This is a genomic window from Pseudomonas sp. AC229, from assembly GCF_979254655.1.
On record NZ_CEEDHK010000010.1, the window covers coordinates 1 to 22,161 of the forward strand.

Annotated in this window: 20 protein-coding genes; 13 read left to right on the forward strand and 7 right to left on the reverse strand. The window is 60.5% G+C overall.

Annotated elements, in window-relative coordinates:
• Positions 1–226 precede the first annotated feature (226 nt).
• The 4 genes from AC0IW7_RS14745 to AC0IW7_RS14760 are packed head-to-tail and all read right to left on the reverse strand — an operon-like array spanning position 227 to position 4,878.
• Positions 227–1,588, reverse strand: a complete 1,362-nt coding sequence (locus AC0IW7_RS14745) for an aspartate aminotransferase family protein (protein WP_471818992.1) — start codon at positions 1,586–1,588, stop codon at positions 227–229.
• Positions 1,589–1,631: 43 nt separating this feature from the next.
• Positions 1,632–2,993, reverse strand: coding sequence for a glutamine synthetase family protein (locus tag AC0IW7_RS14750; protein ID WP_471818994.1), 1,362 nt, complete (start codon positions 2,991–2,993; stop codon positions 1,632–1,634).
• Positions 2,994–3,016: 23 nt separating this feature from the next.
• On the reverse strand, positions 3,017–3,574 hold the full coding sequence (locus AC0IW7_RS14755) for a helix-turn-helix domain-containing protein (RefSeq protein WP_471818996.1): 558 nt from the start codon (positions 3,572–3,574) through the stop codon (positions 3,017–3,019).
• A 14-nt stretch (positions 3,575–3,588) separates the two neighbouring features.
• Positions 3,589–4,878, reverse strand: coding sequence for an NAD(P)/FAD-dependent oxidoreductase (locus AC0IW7_RS14760; protein WP_471818998.1), 1,290 nt, complete (start codon positions 4,876–4,878; stop codon positions 3,589–3,591).
• Positions 4,879–5,058: 180 nt separating this feature from the next.
• Between AC0IW7_RS14760 and AC0IW7_RS14765 the strand changes: the two genes are divergently transcribed.
• Both AC0IW7_RS14765 and AC0IW7_RS14770 read left to right on the forward strand, forming a co-directional pair.
• Positions 5,059–6,771, forward strand: a complete 1,713-nt coding sequence (locus AC0IW7_RS14765) for a copper resistance system multicopper oxidase (protein WP_471819000.1) — start codon at positions 5,059–5,061, stop codon at positions 6,769–6,771.
• Positions 6,768–7,646, forward strand: a complete 879-nt coding sequence (locus AC0IW7_RS14770) for a copper resistance protein B (protein ID WP_471819002.1) — start codon at positions 6,768–6,770, stop codon at positions 7,644–7,646. Before AC0IW7_RS14765 ends, AC0IW7_RS14770 begins: the two co-directional genes overlap by 4 nt.
• A 13-nt stretch (positions 7,647–7,659) precedes the next feature.
• On the opposite strand, the gene AC0IW7_RS14775 is transcribed toward AC0IW7_RS14770, so the two are convergent.
• A complete protein-coding gene (locus AC0IW7_RS14775; protein ID WP_471819004.1) occupies positions 7,660–8,553 on the reverse strand; it encodes a DMT family transporter in 894 nt (297 codons plus the stop codon).
• 141 nt (positions 8,554–8,694) lie between these two features.
• On the opposite strand from AC0IW7_RS14775, the gene AC0IW7_RS14780 reads away from it, so the two are divergent.
• Positions 8,695–9,144 carry an Lrp/AsnC family transcriptional regulator gene (locus AC0IW7_RS14780; protein ID WP_471819006.1) on the forward strand — a complete coding sequence of 150 codons (450 nt, stop codon included), beginning with the start codon at positions 8,695–8,697 and terminating at the stop codon, positions 9,142–9,144.
• A gap of 3 nt (positions 9,145–9,147) precedes the next feature.
• On the opposite strand, the gene AC0IW7_RS14785 is transcribed toward AC0IW7_RS14780, so the two are convergent.
• Both AC0IW7_RS14785 and AC0IW7_RS14790 read right to left on the reverse strand, forming a co-directional pair.
• A complete protein-coding gene (locus tag AC0IW7_RS14785; protein WP_471819008.1) occupies positions 9,148–9,945 on the reverse strand; it encodes an acyl-CoA thioesterase in 798 nt (265 codons plus the stop codon).
• Between the two features lie 136 nt (positions 9,946–10,081).
• Entirely contained in the window at positions 10,082–10,762 is a 681-nt protein-coding gene (locus AC0IW7_RS14790) for an alpha/beta family hydrolase (RefSeq protein WP_471819010.1), read from the reverse strand.
• Positions 10,763–10,809: 47 nt separating this feature from the next.
• On the opposite strand from AC0IW7_RS14790, the gene ccoN (AC0IW7_RS14795) reads away from it, so the two are divergent.
• The 10 genes from ccoN (AC0IW7_RS14795) to AC0IW7_RS14840 all read left to right on the forward strand — a co-directional run bounded on the left by ccoN (AC0IW7_RS14795) (position 10,810) and on the right by AC0IW7_RS14840 (position 22,140).
• On the forward strand, positions 10,810–12,234 hold the full coding sequence (gene ccoN, locus AC0IW7_RS14795) for a cytochrome-c oxidase, cbb3-type subunit I (RefSeq protein ID WP_471819012.1): 1,425 nt from the start codon (positions 10,810–10,812) through the stop codon (positions 12,232–12,234).
• A 13-nt stretch (positions 12,235–12,247) separates the two neighbouring features.
• Complete coding sequence (gene ccoO, locus AC0IW7_RS14800) at positions 12,248–12,859, forward strand: cytochrome-c oxidase, cbb3-type subunit II (protein WP_122495461.1); 612 nt, start codon at positions 12,248–12,250, stop codon at positions 12,857–12,859.
• A gap of 17 nt (positions 12,860–12,876) precedes the next feature.
• The gene (ccoP, locus tag AC0IW7_RS14805) at positions 12,877–13,794 is read left to right on the forward strand and encodes a cytochrome-c oxidase, cbb3-type subunit III (protein ID WP_471819014.1); all 918 of its coding nucleotides are present in this window, start codon (positions 12,877–12,879) and stop codon (positions 13,792–13,794) included.
• 421 nt (positions 13,795–14,215) lie between these two features.
• Entirely contained in the window at positions 14,216–15,658 is a 1,443-nt protein-coding gene (gene ccoN / locus AC0IW7_RS14810) for a cytochrome-c oxidase, cbb3-type subunit I (protein ID WP_122495457.1), read from the forward strand.
• Positions 15,658–16,269 (forward strand): cytochrome-c oxidase, cbb3-type subunit II, encoded by a 612-nt coding sequence (ccoO, locus tag AC0IW7_RS14815; RefSeq protein WP_471819016.1) that lies wholly within the window; start codon positions 15,658–15,660, stop codon positions 16,267–16,269. Before ccoN (AC0IW7_RS14810) ends, ccoO (AC0IW7_RS14815) begins: the two co-directional genes overlap by 1 nt.
• Before the next feature lie 5 nt (positions 16,270–16,274).
• Positions 16,275–16,466: a cbb3-type cytochrome c oxidase subunit 3 gene (locus AC0IW7_RS14820; protein WP_110614741.1), complete on the forward strand. Its 192-nt coding sequence runs from the start codon at positions 16,275–16,277 to the stop codon at positions 16,464–16,466.
• The gene (gene ccoP / locus AC0IW7_RS14825; RefSeq protein WP_471819018.1) at positions 16,463–17,452 is read left to right on the forward strand and encodes a cytochrome-c oxidase, cbb3-type subunit III; all 990 of its coding nucleotides are present in this window, start codon (positions 16,463–16,465) and stop codon (positions 17,450–17,452) included. The genes AC0IW7_RS14820 and ccoP (AC0IW7_RS14825) overlap by 4 nt, the downstream gene beginning before the upstream one ends.
• Before the next feature lie 208 nt (positions 17,453–17,660).
• On the forward strand, positions 17,661–19,076 hold the full coding sequence (ccoG, locus tag AC0IW7_RS14830; RefSeq protein WP_471819020.1) for a cytochrome c oxidase accessory protein CcoG: 1,416 nt from the start codon (positions 17,661–17,663) through the stop codon (positions 19,074–19,076).
• A gap of 78 nt (positions 19,077–19,154) precedes the next feature.
• On the forward strand, positions 19,155–19,691 hold the full coding sequence (locus AC0IW7_RS14835) for a FixH family protein (RefSeq protein WP_122495449.1): 537 nt from the start codon (positions 19,155–19,157) through the stop codon (positions 19,689–19,691).
• 19 nt (positions 19,692–19,710) lie between these two features.
• Positions 19,711–22,140 carry a heavy metal translocating P-type ATPase gene (locus AC0IW7_RS14840; protein ID WP_471819022.1) on the forward strand — a complete coding sequence of 810 codons (2,430 nt, stop codon included), beginning with the start codon at positions 19,711–19,713 and terminating at the stop codon, positions 22,138–22,140.
• The last annotated feature ends 21 nt before the right edge of the window (positions 22,141–22,161 follow it).

Here is a 22,161-nt window from a genome sequence, read left to right on the forward strand (position 1 = left end):
GAAATACAAAACGCCCGATGCGGTGCATCGGGCGTTTTGAGATTGAAACAGGTGTAAACCTATTTCAGGACTAGACAGGGATTGTGGACGCAGCAGCCCTCTCCCCCAGCCCCTCTCCCGTAAACGGGCGAGGGGAGCCTAAGCGGTGATTGCGGCCAAACCTCGTTCAAGTCCCCTCGCCCCTCCGGGGAGAGGGCTAGGGTGAGGGGCGGCTGCACCCACGGTTTTACAAATCAGCCAAGGTCAAATCCAGACACTTACGCGCCTTCTCCACCAGCTCATCAATCTCGGCTTTGCTGATCACCAGCGGCGGCGCAATGATCATGGTGTCGCCCACGGCGCGCATGATCAGGCCGTTATTAAAGCAATGCCCACGGCAGATCATGCCCACGCCCTTGCCTTCGTACCGAGCGCGCGTGGCTTTGTCTTTCACCAGTTCGATCGCGCCCAACATGCCCAACCCACGCACTTCCCCTACCAACGGATGGTCGGCCAGTTCGCGCAGACGCTGTTGCAGGTAAGGCGCCGTTTCAGCTCGTACGGTTTCCAGAATCTTTTCTTCGCGAATGATCCGCAGGTTTTCCAGCGCCACCGCCGCCGCTACCGGGTGCCCGGAATAGGTGAAGCCGTGGTTGAAATCGCCGCCTTCGTTGATCACTTGCGCCACCTTGTCGCTGACGATCAGGCCGCCCATGGGGATGTAACCCGAGGTCAGGCCCTTGGCGATGGTCATCAGGTCGGGCGTGTTGCCGTAGTAGTCGCTGCCGAACCATTCGCCGGTGCGGCCGAAGCCACAGATCACTTCGTCAGCGGCGAACAGAATGTCGTACTTGGCGAGAATCTCGCGCACCTTCGGCCAGTAGGTGTCGGGCGGAATAATCACGCCGCCGGCGCCTTGGATCGGCTCGGCAATAAACGCCGCGACCTTGTCTTCGCCTACTTCGAGAATTTTCTTTTCCAACTGCTCGGCGGCCCAAATGCCGAACTCGGCCGGGCTCATGTCACCGCCTTCGCCGAACCAGTAGGGCTGCGGAATATGCACGATGTCGGGAAGCGTGCCGGCCTGGTCGTGCATGCCTTGCATACCGCCCAACGCGGCGCCGGCCACGGTGGAACCGTGATAGCCGTTGACGCGCCCGATGATGACTTTCTTCTGCGGCTTGCCCTTCACCTGCCAGTAGTGACGGACCATGCGCAGCATGGTGTCGTTACCTTCCGACCCTGAGCCGGTAAAAAACACATGATTCATGTGCGGCGGCGCCAGCTCGGCGATGGTTTTCGCCAGTTCCAGCACTGGCGGATGCGCGGTCATAAAGAAGGTGTTGTAGAACGGCAGCTGCTTCATCTGCTTGGCGGCGGCATCGGCCAATTCATCGCGGCCATAGCCGATGGCCACGCACCAGAGGCCGGCCATGGCGTCGAGAATCTTGTTGCCTTCGCTGTCCCACAGGTACACGCCGTCGGCGTTGGTGATGATGCGCGGACCGACCTGTTTCAACTGTTTGTAATCGCTAAACGGCGCCAGGTGGTGGCTGTCGCTCAATGCTTGCCATTCCAGTGTTTTCGGGTTGTTGGCTGACTTGCTCATACGCACTCCTTACGGCCCGGCACGATGCGCCCGGCGGAAAAAATTAGAGGAACCAGCGGTATTCGCGGGCGCTGATTTCTTGCAGAAAGGCCAGGTGGTCTTGGCGCTTGTTCTCGCAGTACACGTCGACAAACTCGGCGCCAAGACCGGCGCGCAGCTCGGGTTGCTGCTGCATGTCCCGCACGGCTTGGAGAATATCCAGCGGGAAATCCAGGCCGCTGTTGCGGTCTTCGTTGAGCGGCGCAATCGGCTCGCGACCGTTGGCCAGGCCCTGTTCAAGGCCGACCAAAATGGCCGCCAGCACCAGATACGGGTTGGCGTCGGCGCCGGAAATACGGTGCTCGATGCGCAGATTTTTCGCGTCCGATTCAGGAATGCGCACGCAGGCGTCGCGGTCTTCATAACCCCAGCTGGCGCGGGTCGCGGCGTTCACCGTGCCGCCCAGGCGGCGGTAGGCGTTCTGGTTCGGCGCGAAAATCGGCATGCAGTGCGGCAGCAATTCCAGGCAGCCGGCCACGGCATGGCGCAGCGCTTGTTGCTCATTGGCGGCCAGCACATTGTTGCCCTCGGCGTCATACAGACTGACGTGCACATGCATGCCGCTGCCAGGATGCTCGAGGTACGGCTTGGCCATAAAGCTGGCGCGATAGCCGTGCTTGAGTGCAACGCCACGGGTGCTGCGGCAGAACAAAGCGGCCCAGTCGGCGGCCTTGAGCCCATCGTCGAGGTGGCCGAAGTTGATTTCAAACTGACCCGGGCCTAGCTCGGCGGTAATCACGGTGGTGTCGATGCCTTGCAGCCGCGCGGTTTCCACCATCTCATCGAGCACCGGCGCAAAACGCGAGAGGCGTTCGATGTGCATATTCGGCATGTCGTCGCCGTCGTCGCTCAGCTCGTCGCGGGGGAATTGCGGCAGCCCGTCGCGCAGCTTTTTGTCGAACAGGTAGAACTCCAGTTCAAACGCCACCACCGGATGAATGCCTTTGCTGCGCAGGCGTTGCAGCACCTGTGCGAGCACTTCACGGGGCTCGAATTCAATCGGCGCGGCGGTGCCGTCGGAGGTGATGAGCATCTGCCCGACTGGCTGCGCTTCCCAGGTGACCAATTTGAGTGTGCCCGGCACCAGGCGGCGCTCGGCATCGGGGTCGCCGTCGTGGAAGCAGTAGTCGCCTATCTTGAACAAACCACCCTGAACGCCCAGCAGCACGCAGTTTTGCGGCAGCTTGAGGACGCTGCCTGCGGCGACTTTTTCGAGCATGTCGACCGGGTAGCGTTTGCCGTAGAAGTGCCCTGGAATATCCAGGCAGATCAGGTCGACATAACGCACCTCGGGGTGGCGTTGGCGAAACGCGCGCACTTCGGCCAACAGGTCGGCGTGCTCGGCGCTCACGGGAACGGCGGTCATAACGGGGCTTCCTTCAGCGTTGATCATGTGTACACCCACAGCACGCGGGTCGGATGTTCAGAGCGGTTGCCGTAACGGCAATGGGCATGGCGGTCGAGCTGGAAGGCATCGCCAGCGCGCAAGGTGACGGGTTCATCGGCATCGGCGAGCCACAGCGTCAGCTCGCCTTCCAACACGTAACCACCCTGCTCGGAAATGTCGCTCAAGGTTCGTTCACCAGAGCTGGAGCCAGGCTCTAACAAGCTCTCGAGCATGGAGAAACTGGCCGACATGGTGGGCGATACCAGGATGTCGGTTATGCCATTGGCGAAGTACAAGGTGCGGCGTTCGTCCGGCCGGGTAACCCACGGCACTTGCTTGGGCTTGGCCAGGTTGTAGAAATACGTGGTGGTCACGCCCAGCGCCTGACTGATGGCGGTGAGATCGGCCACGGTTGGGCGAGACAAACCGCGCTCAACTTGCGAAATAAACCCCACCGAGCGACCGATTTTGTCGGCCAGCTCTTTAAGGGTGTAGTTCTTATGCTTGCGCAGGTCGTGAATCAAAATCGCCAGCGCGGCAATTTCTTCCTCTTTGGTCATCGGGGTGAGCTCCATCACAGGCTGTCCCGCAGGCGATACCAGGCCTTGCCTACCGCTTCCAACGGCGCCGCCAGGTAGCGGCCGCCAGGGAAACCGGGGTTGTTCAGGCCTTGGTAAAGGCTGAGCAAATCGTCGTCGCCCAGAATCGCCTCGCTGACGGCCCGCGCGCCTGCGAGCGTCGGCAGCACGCCATGCCCGGAATAGCCTTGCAGCCAGTAGCGGTTGCCGTCGCGACCGATGTCTGGCGTGCGCTTGAGGGTGATGTCGATATGGCCGCCCCAAGCGAATTCGATGAGCACGCCGGCCAGTTGCGGGAAAACCCGTTCGAGAAACGGCCGGGTGGCGCCAGCGATATCCTTGGGCATGCCGCCGAGGTAGGTGCAGCCGCCTCCGAACAGCAGGCGGTGGTCAGGCGTGAGGCGGAAATAATCGAGCACGAACTGGTTGTCGGTGACACACGCGTTAGTCGGCAGCAGCGCTTTGGCCTGCGCCTCGTCGAGTGGCGCGGTGGCCACCTGGTAGGTGCCGACCGGCAACACCCGCTTGGCCAGCGGCGGATCAAGTTCGTCGATATACGCATTGCAGGCCAGCACCAGCACGTCGGCGCGCACGCTGCCCTGCTCCGTTTTCACCACGTAACCGGCGCCTTCCTGGCGGTAACTGAGCGCCTTGCTGTGCTCATAAATCTGCCCGCCCGCCGCTTCAATGGCGGCGGCCAGGCCCAGGGCCAGTTTCAGCGGATTGAGATGGCCGCCTTCGGGATCGTACAAGCCCGCTTGGTAACGCTCGCTGGCGACCCAGTTGGGCAATTGTTCGCGGGGAATAAACTGCAGGGCATCGTGGCCCCACTTGTGACTGGCCTCGTGCTGCCATTCGTGAAGGATGGCGGTGCGTCTTGCTAATACAGAGGTCCACAGGTGGCCGGCGCGGTAGTCGCAGTCGAAGCCGTGGCGGCCGGGTAGCTCGCGCAGCTCGTGTGCGGCCCAGCGCATGCTGTCCCACAGGCGCCGCGCACGTTCCAGGCCTAATGCGGCTTCCAATGGCGGCATGTCGCACGACCAACCGAGAATCGCCTGGCCGCCGTTGCGGCCACTGGCTGCCCAGGCCACGCGGCTGGCTTCAATCAAGGTCACGCGCTTGCCGGCCAATGCCAGGCGCAACGCTGTGTGCAGGCCACTGAAACCGGCACCAATCACTGCCACCTCGGTGCTGAGCTCACCCTGTAACGGGGCGCGAGGCTTTAGCAGGTGGGCGCAGCTGTAGGCGTAGTAGCTGTCAACGTGCTGGGCGGAACGCTGAAACATAGGAGATCCAAATTCACGCGCGTGAAATTAATCGCTAATAATTTCACGCACGCTATCGGAAAAACCCGTTTCCGGCAACCCGCGAGTCTTGACCTTGCCACCGTGACAAGCTTGACGCTGCCGTTCGCAGGGCTTTGCGCGCCCTGAGCAGTCACCACGTTGAGATCGGGACATCCACCTATGGAGAGCAGACGTACCTTTGTAAAAAGCCTGGCGGCCGGCACCGTACTGAGCGGTTTGGGCCTATGGCGGCAACCCGCATGGGCACAGGGCGCCGCCATGCAATCGGCCAGGCTCAGCGGCACAGAATTCGATTTGGTGATCGGGCAAACGCCGGTCAATTTCACTGGCGCACCGCGCAGCGCCATCACCATTAACGGCACCCTGCCCGGCCCTCTGCTGCGTTGGCGTGAAGGCGACACCGTGACCCTGCGGGTTAACAACCGCCTAAGCGACGTGACCTCGCTGCATTGGCACGGCATTTTGCTGCCGGCCAACATGGACGGCGTGCCCGGCATGAGTTTCGACGGCATCGAGCCGAATGGTCAGTACACCTACCGTTTCACCGTGCAGCAGCACGGCACCTACTGGTATCACAGCCATTCCGGGGTGCAGGAACAGGCCGGGCTGTATGCGCCGCTGGTGATTGATCCGCGCGAACCGGAGCCGTTTTCCTACGAGCGCGAGCATGTGCTGCTGCTCAGCGACTGGACCGACGAAAACCCCAATCGGCTGCTGCCCACGCTGAAAAAGCAGGCCGACTATTACAACGGGCATAAACGCACCCTCGGCGACTTTATTGAGGATGTGGGCCGCGATGGCTGGCGCGCCACGTTCAGCGAGCGCCTGAGCTGGGCGCAGATGCGCATGACCCCCACCGATATCGCCGACGTCAGCGGCCAAACGTATACCTACCTGGTCAATGGCCATGCGCCCGATAGCAATTGGACCGGCCTGTTCCAACCGGGCGAACGCCTGCGCTTGCGGCTGATCAACGCCAGCGCCATGACCTATTTCGACCTGCACATTCCCGGTTTGCAGTTGACGGTGGTGGCCGCCGATGGCCAGTACGTCGAGCCGGTTGTTGTCGACGAATTGCGTCTGGCGCCAGCGGAAACCTACGACGTCATCGTGCAACCGCAACACGCTGAGGCCTATACCGTGTTCGCTCAGGCCATGGACCGCAGCGGTTACGCCTGCGCCACCTTGGCCACACGCCACGGCTTGCGCGCACCGCTACCGCCGCTGGACCCGCGCCCACAACTGAGCATGGCCGATATGGGCATGGATCACGGCGCCATGGCGACCACTGACCACAGCCAAATGGCCGGCATGGACCACTCGGCAATGGCCGGCATGCAAAGCCATCCGGCTAGCGAAACCGACAACCCGCTGGTGGACATGCAAACGATGCAGCCCAGCGCCAAGCTCGACGACCCCGGCCTGGGCTTGCGTGACAACGGCCGCCGGGTGCTGCGCTACGGCGACCTGCGCAGCCGTTTTGCCGACCCCGACGGTCGCGAGCCCAGCCGCACGTTAGAAATTCACCTGACCGGGCATATGGAGAAATTCGCCTGGTCGTTCGATGGCGTGCCGTTTTCGGCGGCCGAGCCGATTCGCCTCACTTATGGAGAGCGGGTGCGCATTGTGTTGGTGAACGACACGATGATGAGCCACCCCATCCACCTGCACGGTTTATGGAGCGATCTGGAAGACGAGCACGGCAACTTTCAGGTGCGCAAACACACCATCGACATGCCACCCGGCACCAAACGCAGCTACCGCGTCACGGCCGACGCCCTCGGCCGCTGGGCTTATCACTGTCACCTGCTGATGCACATGAGCGCCGGCATGATGCGCGAAGTGCGCGTGGAAGAAGGACAGCCGACATGAAGCCGTTTATTTCACTGACGCTGGCCGCCGCCCTGGCCACCAGCGCCCACGCCGCCGAGACGATGGACCACTCGATGCACGGGAGCATGCAGGGCATGGATATGTCAGGCATGGGCCACGGCGCCATGGCCCACGACATGAGCGCGGGCGGCACGCCGTTACCGACCGTGAACCAGAGCCGAACACCGATTCGCGCGGTCACCGAGGCGGATCGTCTGGCTGCCTTCGCGCCGCTGCACAGCGGTCATGACAGCCACGGCCAAGGGCTGAATCACTATCTGCTGGTCGACCGCCTGGAATGGCAACACCTTGACGCCGGCAGCGCCTTGGCGTGGGATGTGGATGGCTGGATTGGCGGCGACGTGGACCGGTTGTGGCTGCGCAGCGAAGGTGAGCGCGTCGACGGCCACACCGACAAAGCCGAACTGCAAACACTGTGGGGCCATTCGGTCAGCCCATGGTGGGACGTAATGCTCGGAGTCAGGCAAGACTTCAAACCCGGCCCGGCACAAACCTGGGCCGCGCTCGGCGTTCAAGGCACGCCACTGTACGGCCTGGAAACCGAGGCCACCGCCTACCTCGGCGAACGCCGCCAGAGCGCCCTGCGATTGAAAGCCGAATACGACCTGCTGCTGACCAACCGCTGGATCCTCCAGCCGCTGGCCGAGGCGAATATCTACGGCAAAAACGATGAAGCGCGTGAGGTGGGTTCAGGGCTGAGCAACACGGAACTGGGGCTGCGTTTGCGCTATCAAGTGCGGCCCGAATTCGCGCCGTACGTGGGGCTTACCTGGAACAAGAGCCATGGCAATACGCCTGCCGAAGACGATGACGCCGAGGCGCGACTGGTGCTCGGGATTCGCGCCTGGTTCTAACACTGCCCTGCGCTCAAGCCGCTGTCGCCACCCGCCAGCGGCGCGGCCCCCAGCCACGCTGCATGCCGGCGACAGCGAGCAGGATCATGCTGACGCCGAGCCATTGCAGCGCGCTCAAGCGATGGTCGAATGCCACCCAGTCGACCAGGATCGCGGCAATGGGATAGACAAACGACAGCGCGCCGGTCAGCGCCGTCGGCAGTCGCTGAATGGCGCTGTAAAGCAGCACATACATCACGCCGGTGTGAACCACGCCCAAGGTCAGCAAACTGCCCCACGCAGTGGCGCCGGTCGGCAGCGCCTCGGTGTTCAGCCAGGGCGCCAGCATCAATACACCGGTGCACACTTGAATCAGGGCAATCACATGCGGCGGCGTGCCGGTGAGACGTTTAATGATTAGCGCGGCAATGGCGTACAGAAACGCCGCGCCGCACGCCAGAGCGATCCCGAGCAGATAATTGGCCCCGTTTCCCGTACCCGCGCCATGGGCGCTGACGATGGCCAACATGCCGAGAAACGCCACGCTCAACCAGGTGATTTTCACGCGGGTAATTCGCTCGCCAAGAAAAAGCGCCGCCAGGCCCACCAACATAAACGGCTGCACGTTGTACACAGCCGTGGCGATGGCGATGGAGGCGCCTGAGTAGGCGGCGAACAGCAGCAGCCAGTTGCCGACAATGGCAACGCCGCTGAGCACAGCCAGGGCGAAGGTCGCGCGGGTTAACACCCCAGCGCGTAAAAAGCCCATGGCGGCGCAGATCACCAGCAGCGTGACGGCGCCGATCAGGCAGCGCCAGAACACCACTTCCAGTACCGGTCGCCCCGAGATCAGAACAAACCAACCGATGGTTCCGGAAATGAGCATGGCGGCGACCATTTCCAGCATTCCGCGTCGTTGTGAGTGCATAGCGGGCTCCTCGAATCAGTGGGCGCCAGTATCGCTGCCTGCCACGTCGGTTCTCCAGACGAAACGAAAGGCGTATACAGGCATATGCCTTTTTAATCGTGGGTAGATTGCCCGCCTCGCCTTTCTTTCGAGTGAGCCACTATGACCGACAAGATTGATCAGCAACTGATTGAAGCGTTGATGGAAGATTCGCGCCGCTCGTTGAAGGCGCTCGCCCAGATTACCGGGCTGACTTCACCCAGCGTCGCCGAGCGGCTGCGTCGGCTGGAAGAACGCGGCGTGCTGCGCGGCTATACGGTGGATGTCGACGCGAAGGCCTTCGGCTATCAACTTCAGGCCATCGTGCGAATACGCCCGTTGCCTGGGCGTTTGCAGGAAGTGGAGCGGCAAATTCAAGCCATTGGCGAATTCACCGAATGCGACAAGGTGACGGGCGAGGATTGCTTCTATGCACGGATGCACGTGCGCTCGATGGAGCAGTTAGACGCCCTGCTCGATCGGCTCAATCACTACGCCGAAACCAACACCGCCATCGTCAAGAAAACCCCGGTGAAACGGCGGTTGCCGCCCATGGAGTTATCGGCGGACTAGGCCTTAGCCAAAGACGGTGACGGTCTGACGACTCAAGGCGACGAGTTCACCGGCAGGCGTCCACAGCTGCGCGGCAATGTGGCCGTAGCCGTCGCGGGCGTGTTCGATTTGGGCGCGGTACAGGCACCAGTCTTCGGTGGTCAGCTTGGGCACCGGCTGCACGAACTCGATGGTCCAGGTCAGCGAGCTGCCAGGCGCTGGCGTGCGCAGATGCGGCAGTACTGCCGGCGGCCAGGCGTCGACCAGGGCGAGCAGGTGCGATTCGTCAACCGCGCTGACAGTGTCCTCGCCACGCAGGCGCACATAGCCGCCCATTTCGCGCGACGGATTGTTGCTGAACGGCATGCCGCCAATGGCCCAGCGCATGGCCAGGTAGCGGGTGAACTCCGGCGTTACGCCTTTCACGTAGGGCAACTCAGGGCAGTCTTCGACCGGCTTCATGCTCGGTGCTGGTTCGGCCTGAACACTGATAGCCGATTCGCGCGAGGCGCCGAAACTGCCTTGCACGATGGTCACTACCTGACCGTTCTGCACTGCGCGGCCCAGTACCTGGCTGACGGCTTTACCTTCGCGCAGCACTTCGGCTTCCAGGCTGACCGGCGTATCCACCGCCAATGGCCCCACAAACGTGATGGCCAATGAGCGCACCGGGCGGCCTTCCGGCACGGCCGCGCGCATGGCTTCGTACACCAACATTGCCGCCAGCCCACCAAAGCCGGCACGGCCCTGGCCCCATTCAGCGGGCACCACGACGGCTTGAGGATTAGTGCGAACGGCCTGGATCAACTCGGAAAAAGTCATAGAAATCTCGGACAGAAAAATGCGTAACCGATGGTAGGGGATGTAGGCCGCAGGACGGAAGCCGCTGAATGTGCCGGTTTAGCCAATTGGCGTGGGGATTTGACCTTTGTTTTTGCCTGACCCGGTGACGCAGCGCCTAGCGCAGAAATTCGGCCACCTTGGCGGCGGCACTGTGCAAGTGCTGGTCGTGGGTGAAGCCGGACGCTTTTAACGGTTTAAGGTCATGGTCGGCTGCCGCGAGCCAGCACAGCTCAATTCGCGCGGACAGGCTGTACTGCTCAACGGTCGCCCGATTGCCCAGTGCGTCGCGCTCGCCCTGGACGATCAGTGTTGGCGTGCGCAACTCGGCCAAATGCGCGACGCGGGGCTTTTCCGGTTTACCGGCCCCGTAGAACGGATAACCCAGGCAGACCAGTGCATCCACCTGCAGCTCATCGGCCAGCAAGCTAGCCATACGGCCGCCCATGGATTTGCCGCCGATGGCTAACGGTCCTGCGACCTGTTGGCGCACGCCGGCATAAATCGCACGCCACGTTTCGAGCAAACGCGCCTGCGGATTGGGTGGCCGCTTGCCTCCGTCGAGACGTCGCTGGGCCATATAAGGAAACTCGAAACGCACCACCATCACGCCCTGCGCTGCAAGCAGTTCGGCGATGGACGTCATAAACGGGCTGTCCATCGGCGCACCTGCGCCGTGCGCAAGAATCAACGTCGCGAAAGACGCGCCCTCCGGTTTGTTCCACGTCAATGGGGTGGGTATTCCATCGACGGAAACCACTTGATACAGATCAATATCGCCGCTTATCCGTTTCGCCATGCTTGCGCCGCCTTCAACAACTAGAGAAATCCGCGGATGGGCCTGACATGAGCACAACAACCACGACCGCTTACGATTATAAAGTGGTTCGCCAGTTCGCCATCATGACGGTGGTATGGGGCATCGTCGGCATGGGCCTGGGCGTATTCATCGCCTCCCAACTGGTATGGCCACAGCTGAACTTCGACGTGCCCTGGCTGAGCTTTGGGCGCCTGCGCCCCCTGCATACCAACGCCGTTATTTTTGCCTTCGGCGGCTGCGCGTTATTCGCCACGTCCTACTACACCGTTCAACGCACCTGCCAAACCGCTCTATTCGCGCCACGCCTGGCAGCGTTGACGTTCTGGGGCTGGCAATTGGTGATCGTGCTCGCCGCCGTCAGCCTGCCGCTGGGCTACACCAGCTCAAAAGAATACGCGGAACTGGAATGGCCCATCGACCTGCTGATTACTGCCGTGTGGGTTGGCTATGCAGTGGTGTTCTTCGGCACGCTGCTCAAGCGTAAAACCAAGCACATCTATGTCGGCAACTGGTTTTACGGTGCATTTATTCTCACCGTCGCGGTGCTGCACATCGTCAACAACCTTGAAGTGCCGGTCACCCTGACCAAGTCGTACTCCCTGTATTCAGGCGCCACCGATGCGATGATTCAGTGGTGGTACGGACACAACGCCGTGGGCTTTTTCCTCACCGCAGGCTTCTTGGGCATGATGTATTACTTCGTGCCCAAGCAAGCCAACCGTCCCGTCTACTCGTATCGCCTTTCCATCGTGCACTTCTGGGCATTGATCACCCTGTATATCTGGGCCGGTCCTCACCACTTGCACTACACGGCTTTGCCGGATTGGGCCCAGTCGCTGGGCATGGTGATGTCGCTGGTGCTGCTGGCACCGAGCTGGGGCGGCATGATCAACGGCATGATGACCCTATCGGGCGCCTGGCATAAGTTGCGCGACGACCCGATCCTGCGCTTCCTCGTGGTTTCGCTGGCCTTCTACGGCATGTCGACCTTTGAAGGTCCGATGATGGCGATCAAAACCGTCAACGCCCTCTCCCACTACACCGACTGGACCATCGGCCACGTACACGCCGGCGCACTCGGCTGGGTGGCAATGATCAGTTTTGGCGCGCTGTATCACATGATTCCGAAACTCTGGGGCCGCCCGCAAATGCACAGCATGGGCCTGGTCAACGCGCACTTCTGGCTCGCCACCATTGGCACCGTTCTGTACATCGCCTCGATGTGGGTCAGCGGAATCACCCAAGGCCTGATGTGGCGCGCCATCAACACCGACGGCACGCTCACTTACTCCTTTGTGGAAGCGCTGGAAGCGAGTCACCCAGGCTTTGTCGTGCGGATGGTAGGCGGCGCCATTTTCCTGATCGGCGTTCTGCTGATGGCCTACAACACCTGGCGCACCGTGCGCAGCGCGCAGCCGGCGGAAATCGCCAGCGCCGCGCAGATGGCTTGAGGAGAAAACGGCCATGAGCAAACATGAAGTACTCGAAAAGAACGTATTCCTGCTGGTGCTGTGCATGGTGCTGGCGGTCAGCATCGGCGGCCTGACGCAAATCGTGCCGTTGTTCTTCCAGGACGTGACCAATAAACCGGTCGATGGCATGAAGCCGTACACAGCACTGCAGCTTGAAGGGCGCGACATTTATATCCGCGAAGGCTGCGTAGGCTGCCACTCCCAGATGATCCGCCCCTTCCGTGCTGAAACCGAACGCTACGGCCATTACTCCGTAGCCGGTGAAAGCGTCTGGGATCACCCGTTTCTGTGGGGTTCCAAACGCACCGGGCCGGACCTCGCCCGCGTCGGCGGCCGCTACTCGGATGACTGGCACCGCGCGCACTTGTACAACCCGCGCAACGTCGTGCCCGAATCGAAAATGCCGGCATACCCGTGGTTGGTGCAACACCAGCTCGACGGCAAAGACACGGCCGCGAAACTCAAGGTCATGCGCCTGATGGGCGTGCCTTATAGCGACGCAGATATTGAAGGCGCCAGCGCATCGGTACAGGGCAAAACCGAGATGGACGCGCTGGTCGCGTACCTGCAGATGCTTGGTACTGCCATCAAGAACAAGCGCTGAGCGAGGAGAATTCGGACATGACAGTTTTCTGGAGTTGGTACGTTTGTGTGCTCACGCTAGGCAGCCTACTGGCGCTGCTCTGGCTGGTGTTCTCCACCCGCAGCGGCGAAACGCCAAACGGCGGCGACAAAACCATGGGCCACGCATTTGACGGCATTGAGGAATACGACAACCCACTGCCCCGCTGGTGGTTTCTGTTGTTCGTCGGCACCATTCTGTTTGCTTTCCTTTATTTGCTCCTTTATCCGGGCCTCGGAAATTGGAAGGGCGTATTGCCGGGCTACAGCGACGGCTGGACCCAGGTAAATCAGTGGCAACGGGAAATCGACAAGGCCGACGCGCAATACGGTCCGCTATTCGCCCGCCTCGCTGCCACACCGTTGGATGCACTGAGCAAGGATCCCGAAGCGCTGAAAATCGGTGGTCGTCTGTTTGCTACCAACTGCTCGGTATGCCACGGCTCCGACGCGAAAGGCACCGTCGGCTTCCCTAACCTGACCGATAAGTTGTGGCGCTGGGGTGGGGATGCCGAGACCGTCAAAGCCACCATTCTTCATGGCCGCATGGCCGCTATGCCGGCCTGGGGTCCAGTCATTGGGGACGCAGGAGTTAAAAACGTCGCGGCCTATGTGCACACCACGCTGGCAGGTCTTCCTGCGCCGGCCGAAAGCGACGCCGATCTCGCTGCAGGGGCTACCGTTTACGCCAGCACCTGCCAAGCCTGCCACGGTCCAGAAGGCAAAGGCACGCCAGCGATGGGCGCTCCTGATCTCACACACCCAACTGGCTGGATCTACGGCAGCAGCCTGACGCAGCTGCAGCAAACCATTCGCCATGGCCGCAACGGCCAGATGCCGGCGCAAGAGCAATACCTGGGCAACGACAAAGTTCATGTGCTGGCTGCCTATGTGTTGAGCCTGTCCCACCCGCAATAAAACTGGCAAACGAACGAACACGGCGCGACGGACTGCGGGTCGTGTTCTTTTGATAACCCGTCATAAACGCGGTAAATCCCCGGATTCGCAGAGTTGACCGTACGGACAAACTCAGCTGCGTGCATCATGCGACTCAGTGTCGCACCCCGAAGATTGATAACCGTCAAGGTCAGTTTTGTTCAACTATGCTGGCGCATTAGCCGTCAGTGTTTGCTATGAGGCACGCAACACATAATTGGACGGTTAGGGATAAGGGCGAACACCTGAGAACCAACCTCATTTAGAGGGCGAAATACTTGGTTTCATGTGCTTGAAAGCCTTATCGCAGCGGCCTGTGACGTTGCAATGACTACGTCGTTTCTACATACTTGCCGCCGATTTTTACCCCCCTAAAAAACACCCTAAACCGTGGAACCTTAGAATGAGCACAGCAATCAGTCCGACTGCTTATAACTATAAGGTGGTCCGCCAGTTCGCCATCATGACGGTGGTCTGGGGGATCCTTGGCATGGGCATGGGCGTATTCATCGCCTCGCAACTGGTTTGGCCGGATTTGAACTTCGGTCTGCCATGGACGAGCTTTGGTCGCCTGCGCCCTCTGCATACGAACCTGGTGATCTTCGCCTTCGGTGGCTGTGCTCTTTTCGCAACGTCCTACTACGTTGTTCAACGTACCTGCCAGACGCGTCTGATCTCGGACAGCATGGCTTCCTTCCACTTCTGGGGCTGGCAAGCCGTTATCGTCGGCGCGGGTATCACCCTGCCGCTCGGTTACACCACCTCGAAGGAATACGCTGAGCTGGAATGGCCGCTCGCCATTTTGCTGGCTGTGGTCTGGGTGACCTACGCTGCGGTGTTTTTCGGCACCATCATCAAGCGCAAAACCAAGCACATCTATGTCGGTAACTGGTTCTACGGTGCCTTCATTCTGGTAACGGCGATGCTTCACATCGTCAACCACATGTCGCTGCCGGTGTCGCTCTTCAAGTCGTACTCGCTGTACTCCGGTGCGACCGACGCCATGATCCAGTGGTGGTACGGCCACAACGCGGTAGGTTTCTTCCTGACCACCGGCTTCCTGGGGATGATGTACTACTTCGTTCCGAAACAAGCCGAGCGTCCGATCTACTCGTATCGTTTGTCCATCGTGCACTTCTGGGCGCTAATCACCCTTTACATCTGGGCCGGTCCGCACCACCTGCACTACACCGCTCTGCCAGATTGGGCTCAGTCGCTGGGTATGGCCATGTCGATCATTCTGCTGGCGCCAAGCTGGGGCGGCATGATCAACGGCATGATGACCCTCTCGGGCGCCTGGCATAAATTGCGCACCGACCCAATCCTGCGCTTCCTGGTTGTTTCATTGGCGTTCTACGGCATGTCGACCTTTGAAGGTCCGATGATGGCCATCAAAACCGTTAACTCCCTGTCGCACTACACCGACTGGACCATCGGCCACGTACACGCCGGTGCTTTGGGCTGGGTGGCGATGATCTCCATTGGTGCCCTGTACCACATGATCCCGAAACTCTGGGGCCGCCCACAAATGCACAGCGTCGGTTTGATCAACGCGCATTTCTGGCTCGCCACCATCGGTACTGTGCTGTACATCGCTTCGATGTGGGTAAACGGCATTACTCAAGGCCTGATGTGGCGCGCAATCAACGAAGACGGCACCTTGACCTATTCGTTTGTTGAAGCCCTGCAAGCCAGCCATCCGGGTTACATCGTGCGGGCAATGGGCGGTGCGTTCTTCGCCTCCGGCATGTTGCTGATGGCCTACAACACCTTCCGTACCGTGCGCGCCTCCCAGCCAGCTGAAGCCGAAGCCGCCGCTCAGATCGCTGTAGTTGGAGCTCATTAATGAGAAATCATGACGTAGTCGAGAAGAACATCGGCCTACTGGCCTTCTTCATGGTTATTGCCGTCAGCATCGGCGGCCTTACCCAGATCGTTCCGCTGTTTTTCCAGGACGTTACCAACAAGCCGGTGGAAAACATGAAGCCGCGCAGCGCCCTGGAGCTGGAAGGTCGCGACGTTTACATCGCCAACGGCTGTGTTGGCTGCCACTCGCAGATGATCCGCCCGTTCCGTGCCGAAACCGAGCGTTACGGTCACTACTCGGTAGCTGGCGAGAGCGTATGGGATCACCCGTTCCTGTGGGGTTCCAAGCGTACCGGTCCGGACCTGGCCCGCGTCGGCGGTCGTTACTCCGATGACTGGCACCGCGCGCACCTCTACAACCCGCGCAACGTGGTACCGGAGTCGGTCATGCCGGCCTACCCGTTCCTGGTTGAACACAAGCTCGACGGCAAAGACACCGCCAAGAAAATGGAAGTACTGCGTTCCATGGGCGTGCCTTACACCGACGAAGACATTGCTGGCGCTCAAGCAGCGGTCAAAGGCAAAACTGAAATGGATGCTGTGGTCGCCTACCTGCAAGGGCTTGGCACCATCATCAAAAGCAAACGGTGACGGGTATGGACATCGGGATGATTCGCGGTCTTGGCACCGTAGTAGTGATGGTGGCGTTCGTAGGCTTGGCTCTCTGGGTATTCAGCGGCCGACGCAAGAAGGACTTCGACGAAGCCACACTATTGCCGTTCGCGGATGATCCCGAAGCCATTAAGCACGTCGAGCAAGAGCAAGCTTCTAGGAGTAACAAAGAATGACCGTCTTCTGGAGTCTGTACGTCACTGTACTTACCCTGGGCACCATCGCCACGCTGACTTGGATCTTGCTATCCACGCGCAAAGGCCAACGTGCTGAAACCACCGACGAAACCGTCGGCCACTCCTTCGATGGCATCGAGGAATACGACAATCCGCTGCCGAAATGGTGGTTCTGGCTGTTCGTGCTGACCATCATTTTCGCCCTCGGTTACCTGGTCCTCTACCCTGGCCTGGGCAACTGGAAAGGCGCGCTGCCAGGCTATTCCTACCTGAACAACGAGACTAAACAAGAGTTCTCGAACGGTCAGCCAGGCTGGACCGGTGTGCACGAGTGGGAAAAGGACATGGCAAAGGCTGACGCCAAGTTCGGCCCAATCTTCGCCAAGTTCGCAGCAATGCCGATTGAAGAAGTGGCCAAAGACCCGCAAGCCCTGAAAATGGGCGGTCGCCTGTTCGCTTCCAACTGTTCGGTCTGCCACGGTTCTGACGCCAAAGGTAACTACGGTTTCCCTAACCTGACCGACGCTGATTGGCGCTGGGGCGGCGAAGCGGCCACCATCGAAACCACGATCTTGGGCGGTCGTCACGCAGTGATGCCGGCTTGGGGCACCGTGATCGGTGACCAAGGCGTTCGCGACGTCGCCGCGTTCGTATTGACTCAACTGGACGGCCGCAAGCTGCCAGAAGATGCCAAAGCGGATCCGGCCAATGGCCAGAAAATCTTTGCAGCTAACTGTGTGGCTTGCCACGGTCCGGAAGGTAAAGGCACCCCAGCAATGGGCGCACCTAACCTGACTCACCCGGCGGCATTCATCTACGGTTCGAGCTTTGCTCAACTGCAGCAGACCATTCGTTACGGCCGTCAGGGCGTGATGCCTGCTCAAGAGCAACTGCAAGGCAAAGACAAGGTCCACCTGTTGGCGGCCTACGTTTACAGCTTGTCGCATGGCAACAAATCGGACGCTGAAAAAGAGCAAGCCGAGTAATTCGATGCACTGCTTAGGAGTCTGCCTACACGGCAGACTCCTGATGCAACCCCTCGCTGCACCCTCCCCTGCATCATTCCAGACTCACGCGACGCCACGTCGCAGCAATAACCCTGCATTCAGCGCGTATAATTTAGAGCGCATTAGTCGCTTTGACCTCCGTCGGCAAGCATCGACGAGGCTTTCTCCACTGCCGTGGTACGTATCGATGAGTAAGCAGATTCCGGTTCAAGACATCACTCCGTCTTCCAAACCTGCGGATAAATCCGTAGAGCTCTATGCCTCCCGGGAAAAAATTTACACCCGCGCTTTTACCGGCTTTTTCCGCAACCTGCGCATGCTTGGTGGCGCCGGCCTTTTCCTCCTCTACTTCGGCACCGTATGGCTTAACTGGGCTGGCCATCAGGCCGTCTGGTGGAACCTGCCGGAACGTAAGTTCTACATATTCGGCGCAACCTTCTGGCCTCAGGATTTCATCCTGCTCTCCGGCATTCTCATCGTCAGCGCGTTCGGCTTGTTCTTCATCACGGTGTTTGCCGGGCGCGTCTGGTGCGGCTACACATGCCCGCAGAGTGTCTGGACCTGGATTTTCATGTGGTGCGAAAAAGTCACCGAAGGCGACCGCAACCAACGCATGAAACTCGACAAAGCGCCGATGAGCGCCAACAAATTTCTGCGCAAATTCAGCAAACACAGCTTGTGGTTGTTAATCGGCTTCGTGACTGGCCTTACCTTCGTTGGCTACTTCTCTCCAATACGCGATCTGACCATTGAATTTTTTACCGGCGAAGCGGACGGCTGGGCCTATTTCTGGGTCGGGTTCTTCACCCTGGCCACCTACGGAAACGCCGGTTGGCTGCGCGAACAGGTGTGCATTTACATGTGCCCTTACGCACGATTTCAGAGCGTGATGTTCGACAAAGACACGCTGATCGTTTCCTACGACCCACGTCGCGGCGAACGTCGTGGACCGCGTAAAAAGAATGCGGATTACAAAGCCGAAGGCCTTGGCGATTGCATCGATTGCACTATGTGCGTACAGGTCTGCCCAACCGGCATCGACATCCGCGACGGCCTGCAAATCGAGTGCATCGGGTGCGCCGCCTGTATCGACGCCTGCGACACCATCATGGACAAGATGGAGTACCCGCGCGGCCTGATCAGCTACACCACCGAACACAACCTCTCGGGTCAGAAAACCCACTTGGTACGGCCGCGTTTGATCGGCTACGCAATTGCGTTAATGGCCATGATGGGCCTGCTCGCCACGGCCTTCGTACTGCGTCCGCTGGTCGGTTTCGATGTCAGCAAAGACCGTGTCCTGTTCCGCGAAAACGCCGAGGGCCGCATCGAAAACGTCTACAACCTGAAAATAATGAACAAGGACCAGCACGCGCACACCTACGTTCTGAGCGCTAAAGGCCTGGATGACCTGCAGTTGGCTGGCAAGCGCGAGTTCACCGTTGATGCGGGCGAAATCGTGTCCCAGCCAATTGAACTGTCGGTGGCGCCTGAAAAACTGCCATCAAGCACAAATGAAGTCATTTTCGTGCTGGAAAGCGCCGACGACCCGGACACCCACATCGAAACGAAGAGCCGCTTCATTGGCCCGCATATGCGCTGAGCCGATTGCTGCTTACACTAGCGCCCCGCCCGGACACCCCGTCGAGCGGGGCCAATGATTAAAGAGAGTCCTAGATCAATGCCCGCAACAGCAAGCAGTCCCTGGTACAAACACATGTGGCCCTGGATCATCATTGGCATGTTGGCCACCTCGGTGGGCCTGACGATGCACATGGTCTTTATCGCCGCAGAGGGTCAGGACACGCTGGTTACTGACAACTACTACGAGGCTGGCAAAGGCATCAGCCGCTCGCTTGATCGCGAGCGCCTGGCCAAAGACTTGCACCTCGAAGCGCGTGCCCAGTTGGATGAGGTGACCGGCGAAGTCAGCTTGATCCTCACCGGCGACAGCCGTCCCGACACCATTGAAATGAACCTGATTTCTCCGACCCAAGCCGAGAAAGATCGCCACTTGACGCTCAAGCGCAGCAGCAGCGAACCGAATCGCTACATCGGGCAACTGCCGGAAGCCGTCGAAGGACGCCGGTTCGTTGAGTTGCTCGGACAGCAAGGCGAGCAAACCTGGCGCTTGTTCGAGGAAGAAAAAGTCGGCCCTGGCGTTGAGCTGAAACTGGGCGACGAACCGATTCCTGGCGCCGAAGCAGAACAGCGCTAAGCCATAGTCGACCCGCTGAATGAGCGCTCTCCTTCCCTGCTACCACTGCAGCCTGCCGGTTCCCGCCGGCAGTCGTTTTTGTGCGACCGTGCTTAACGAGCGCCGCGAATTTTGCTGCCCCGGTTGCCAGGCGGTAGCGGAGGCAATTGTTGCGGGCGGTCTGGAAAGTTATTACAGCCATCGCAGCGAAGCGTCGGTTAACCCGCAAGCGTTGCCGCAGCAGTTGCAGGACGAGCTAGAGCTATACGACCGCGCCGATGTGCAACAAGCGTTTGTCCACCATCAGGCCGACCTCGCCGAAACCACCTTATTGCTTGAAGGCATCAGCTGCGCAGCGTGCGGCTGGCTTATCGAGCATCGCCTCAGGCAATTGCCCGCCGTCGCCGAAGCCCGTCTCAACCTGTCGAACCACCGGTTGCAAGTACGTTGGGCAGACAGCCAATTACCGCTCAGCGCCTTGCTCAGCGAGTTACGCCACATTGGCTACGCGGCCCACCCGTACCAAGCCGATCGGGCAGCCGAGCAGTTGGCCGCCGAGAATCGCCTGACTTTACGGCAACTGGGCGTAGCCGGCCTGCTGTGGTTCCAGGCCATGATGGCGACCATGGCCACCTGGCCCGAATTCAATATCGACTTGAGCCCTGAACTGCACCAAATTATGCGCTGGGTGGCGATGTTCCTGACCACGCCAATTGTTTTCTACAGCTGCGCGCCGTTTTTCAAAGGCGCTTTCCGCGATTTGCGCACCCGACATCTGACCATGGATGTTTCCGTTTCGCTGGCCATTGGCAGCGCTTATGTGGCGGGTATCTGGACCGCGATCACCGGCGTTGGCGAACTGTACTTCGACGCGGTCGGCATGTTCGCACTGTTCCTGTTGGCTGGCCGCTACCTTGAACGCCGCGCCCGCCAGCGCACGGCGGCGGCGACTGCGCAACTGGTCAACCTGCTGCCGGCCTCGTGTTTGCGCTTGGACGCCGACGGCCAAAGCGAGCGCATTCTGCTGCGTGAACTGCAACTGGGCGACCACGTGTTGATTCAGCCAGGCGCCGTAGTGCCGGCAGACGGCCGCATTACCCAGGGCCAATCGAGCGTCGACGAATCCCTGCTGACCGGCGAATACCTACCGCGGCCCCGTGACGTGGACGACCACGTCACCGCTGGCACGCTGAACGTAGAAGGCCCGCTACAGGTGGAGGTGCTGGCCTTGGGGCCGGACACTCGCCTTTCAGCGATTGTCCGTTTGCTTGACCGCGCCCAGGCCGACAAGCCGCGACTGGCAGAAATGGCCGACCGCGCGGCGCAATGGTTTCTGCTGGCAACGCTATTGGCGGTAATCGTGATCGGCGCGGTGTGGTGGCACCTGGATTCAAGCCGCGCGTTTTGGGTGGTACTGGCCATGCTGGTTGCCACCTGTCCCTGCGCGCTGTCCCTGGCAACCCCTACCGCCTTGACTGCCGCTACCGGCACGCTGCACAAGTTGGGTCTGCTGCTGACACGCGGCCACGTATTGGAAGGCCTCAACCAGATCGACACGGTGATTTTCGATAAGACCGGAACGCTCACGGAGGGCCGCCTGACCCTGCGTGCGATCCGTGCGTTAAACGGTGAAAGCGACGATGCCTGTCTGGCTCTGGCCGCAGCCTTGGAAAACCACTCCGAGCACCCGATTGCCCGTGCCTTCGGCCGCGCCCCGGCGGCGGCAGAAAACGTGGTCAGCATGCCAGGCCTTGGTTTAGAGGGCGCCGTAAATGGTCGACGGCTGCGCATCGGCCGCGCTGACTTTGTCGCACAGTTGAGTGGACAACCCGCGCCGCTCATGCCCGACGAAGCCGGGCAATGGCTACTTCTGGGCGATAGCGCAGGGCCAATCGCCTGGTTTGTGCTCGACGACCGGTTGCGGGCTGATGCCCCTGCTCTGCTGGCCGCCTGCAAGGCGCGGGGCTGGAAAACGTTGCTGCTCTCTGGCGACACCTCACCGATGGTCGGCAGTGTGGCGGCGGAACTGGGCATCGACGAAAGCCATGGCGGCCTTCGCCCGGACGACAAACTGGCAATGCTGCAAACACTGCATGGCCAAGGACGAAAAGTGTTGATGCTTGGCGATGGCGTCAATGACGTGCCGGTGCTTGCCGCGGCGGATATCAGTGTCGCCATGGGCTCGGCCACCGACCTTGCGAAAACAAGCGCCGACGCGGTGCTGTTATCGAATCGCCTGGACGCACTGGTACATGCTTTCACCCTCGCCCGCCGTACACGTCATGTGATCATCGAGAACCTGCTGTGGGCCTGCCTGTACAATGGCCTCATGTTGCCCTTTGCCGCCCTGGGCTGGGTAACGCCGGTCTGGGCCGCAGTGGGCATGTCGATCAGCTCGCTTACGGTGGTGCTTAACGCCCTGCGCCTGACCCGTCATCGCGCCACGCCGCAACCTGCAGCCGTCGCCTGACCGCCCCTTCGCACTCGGAGC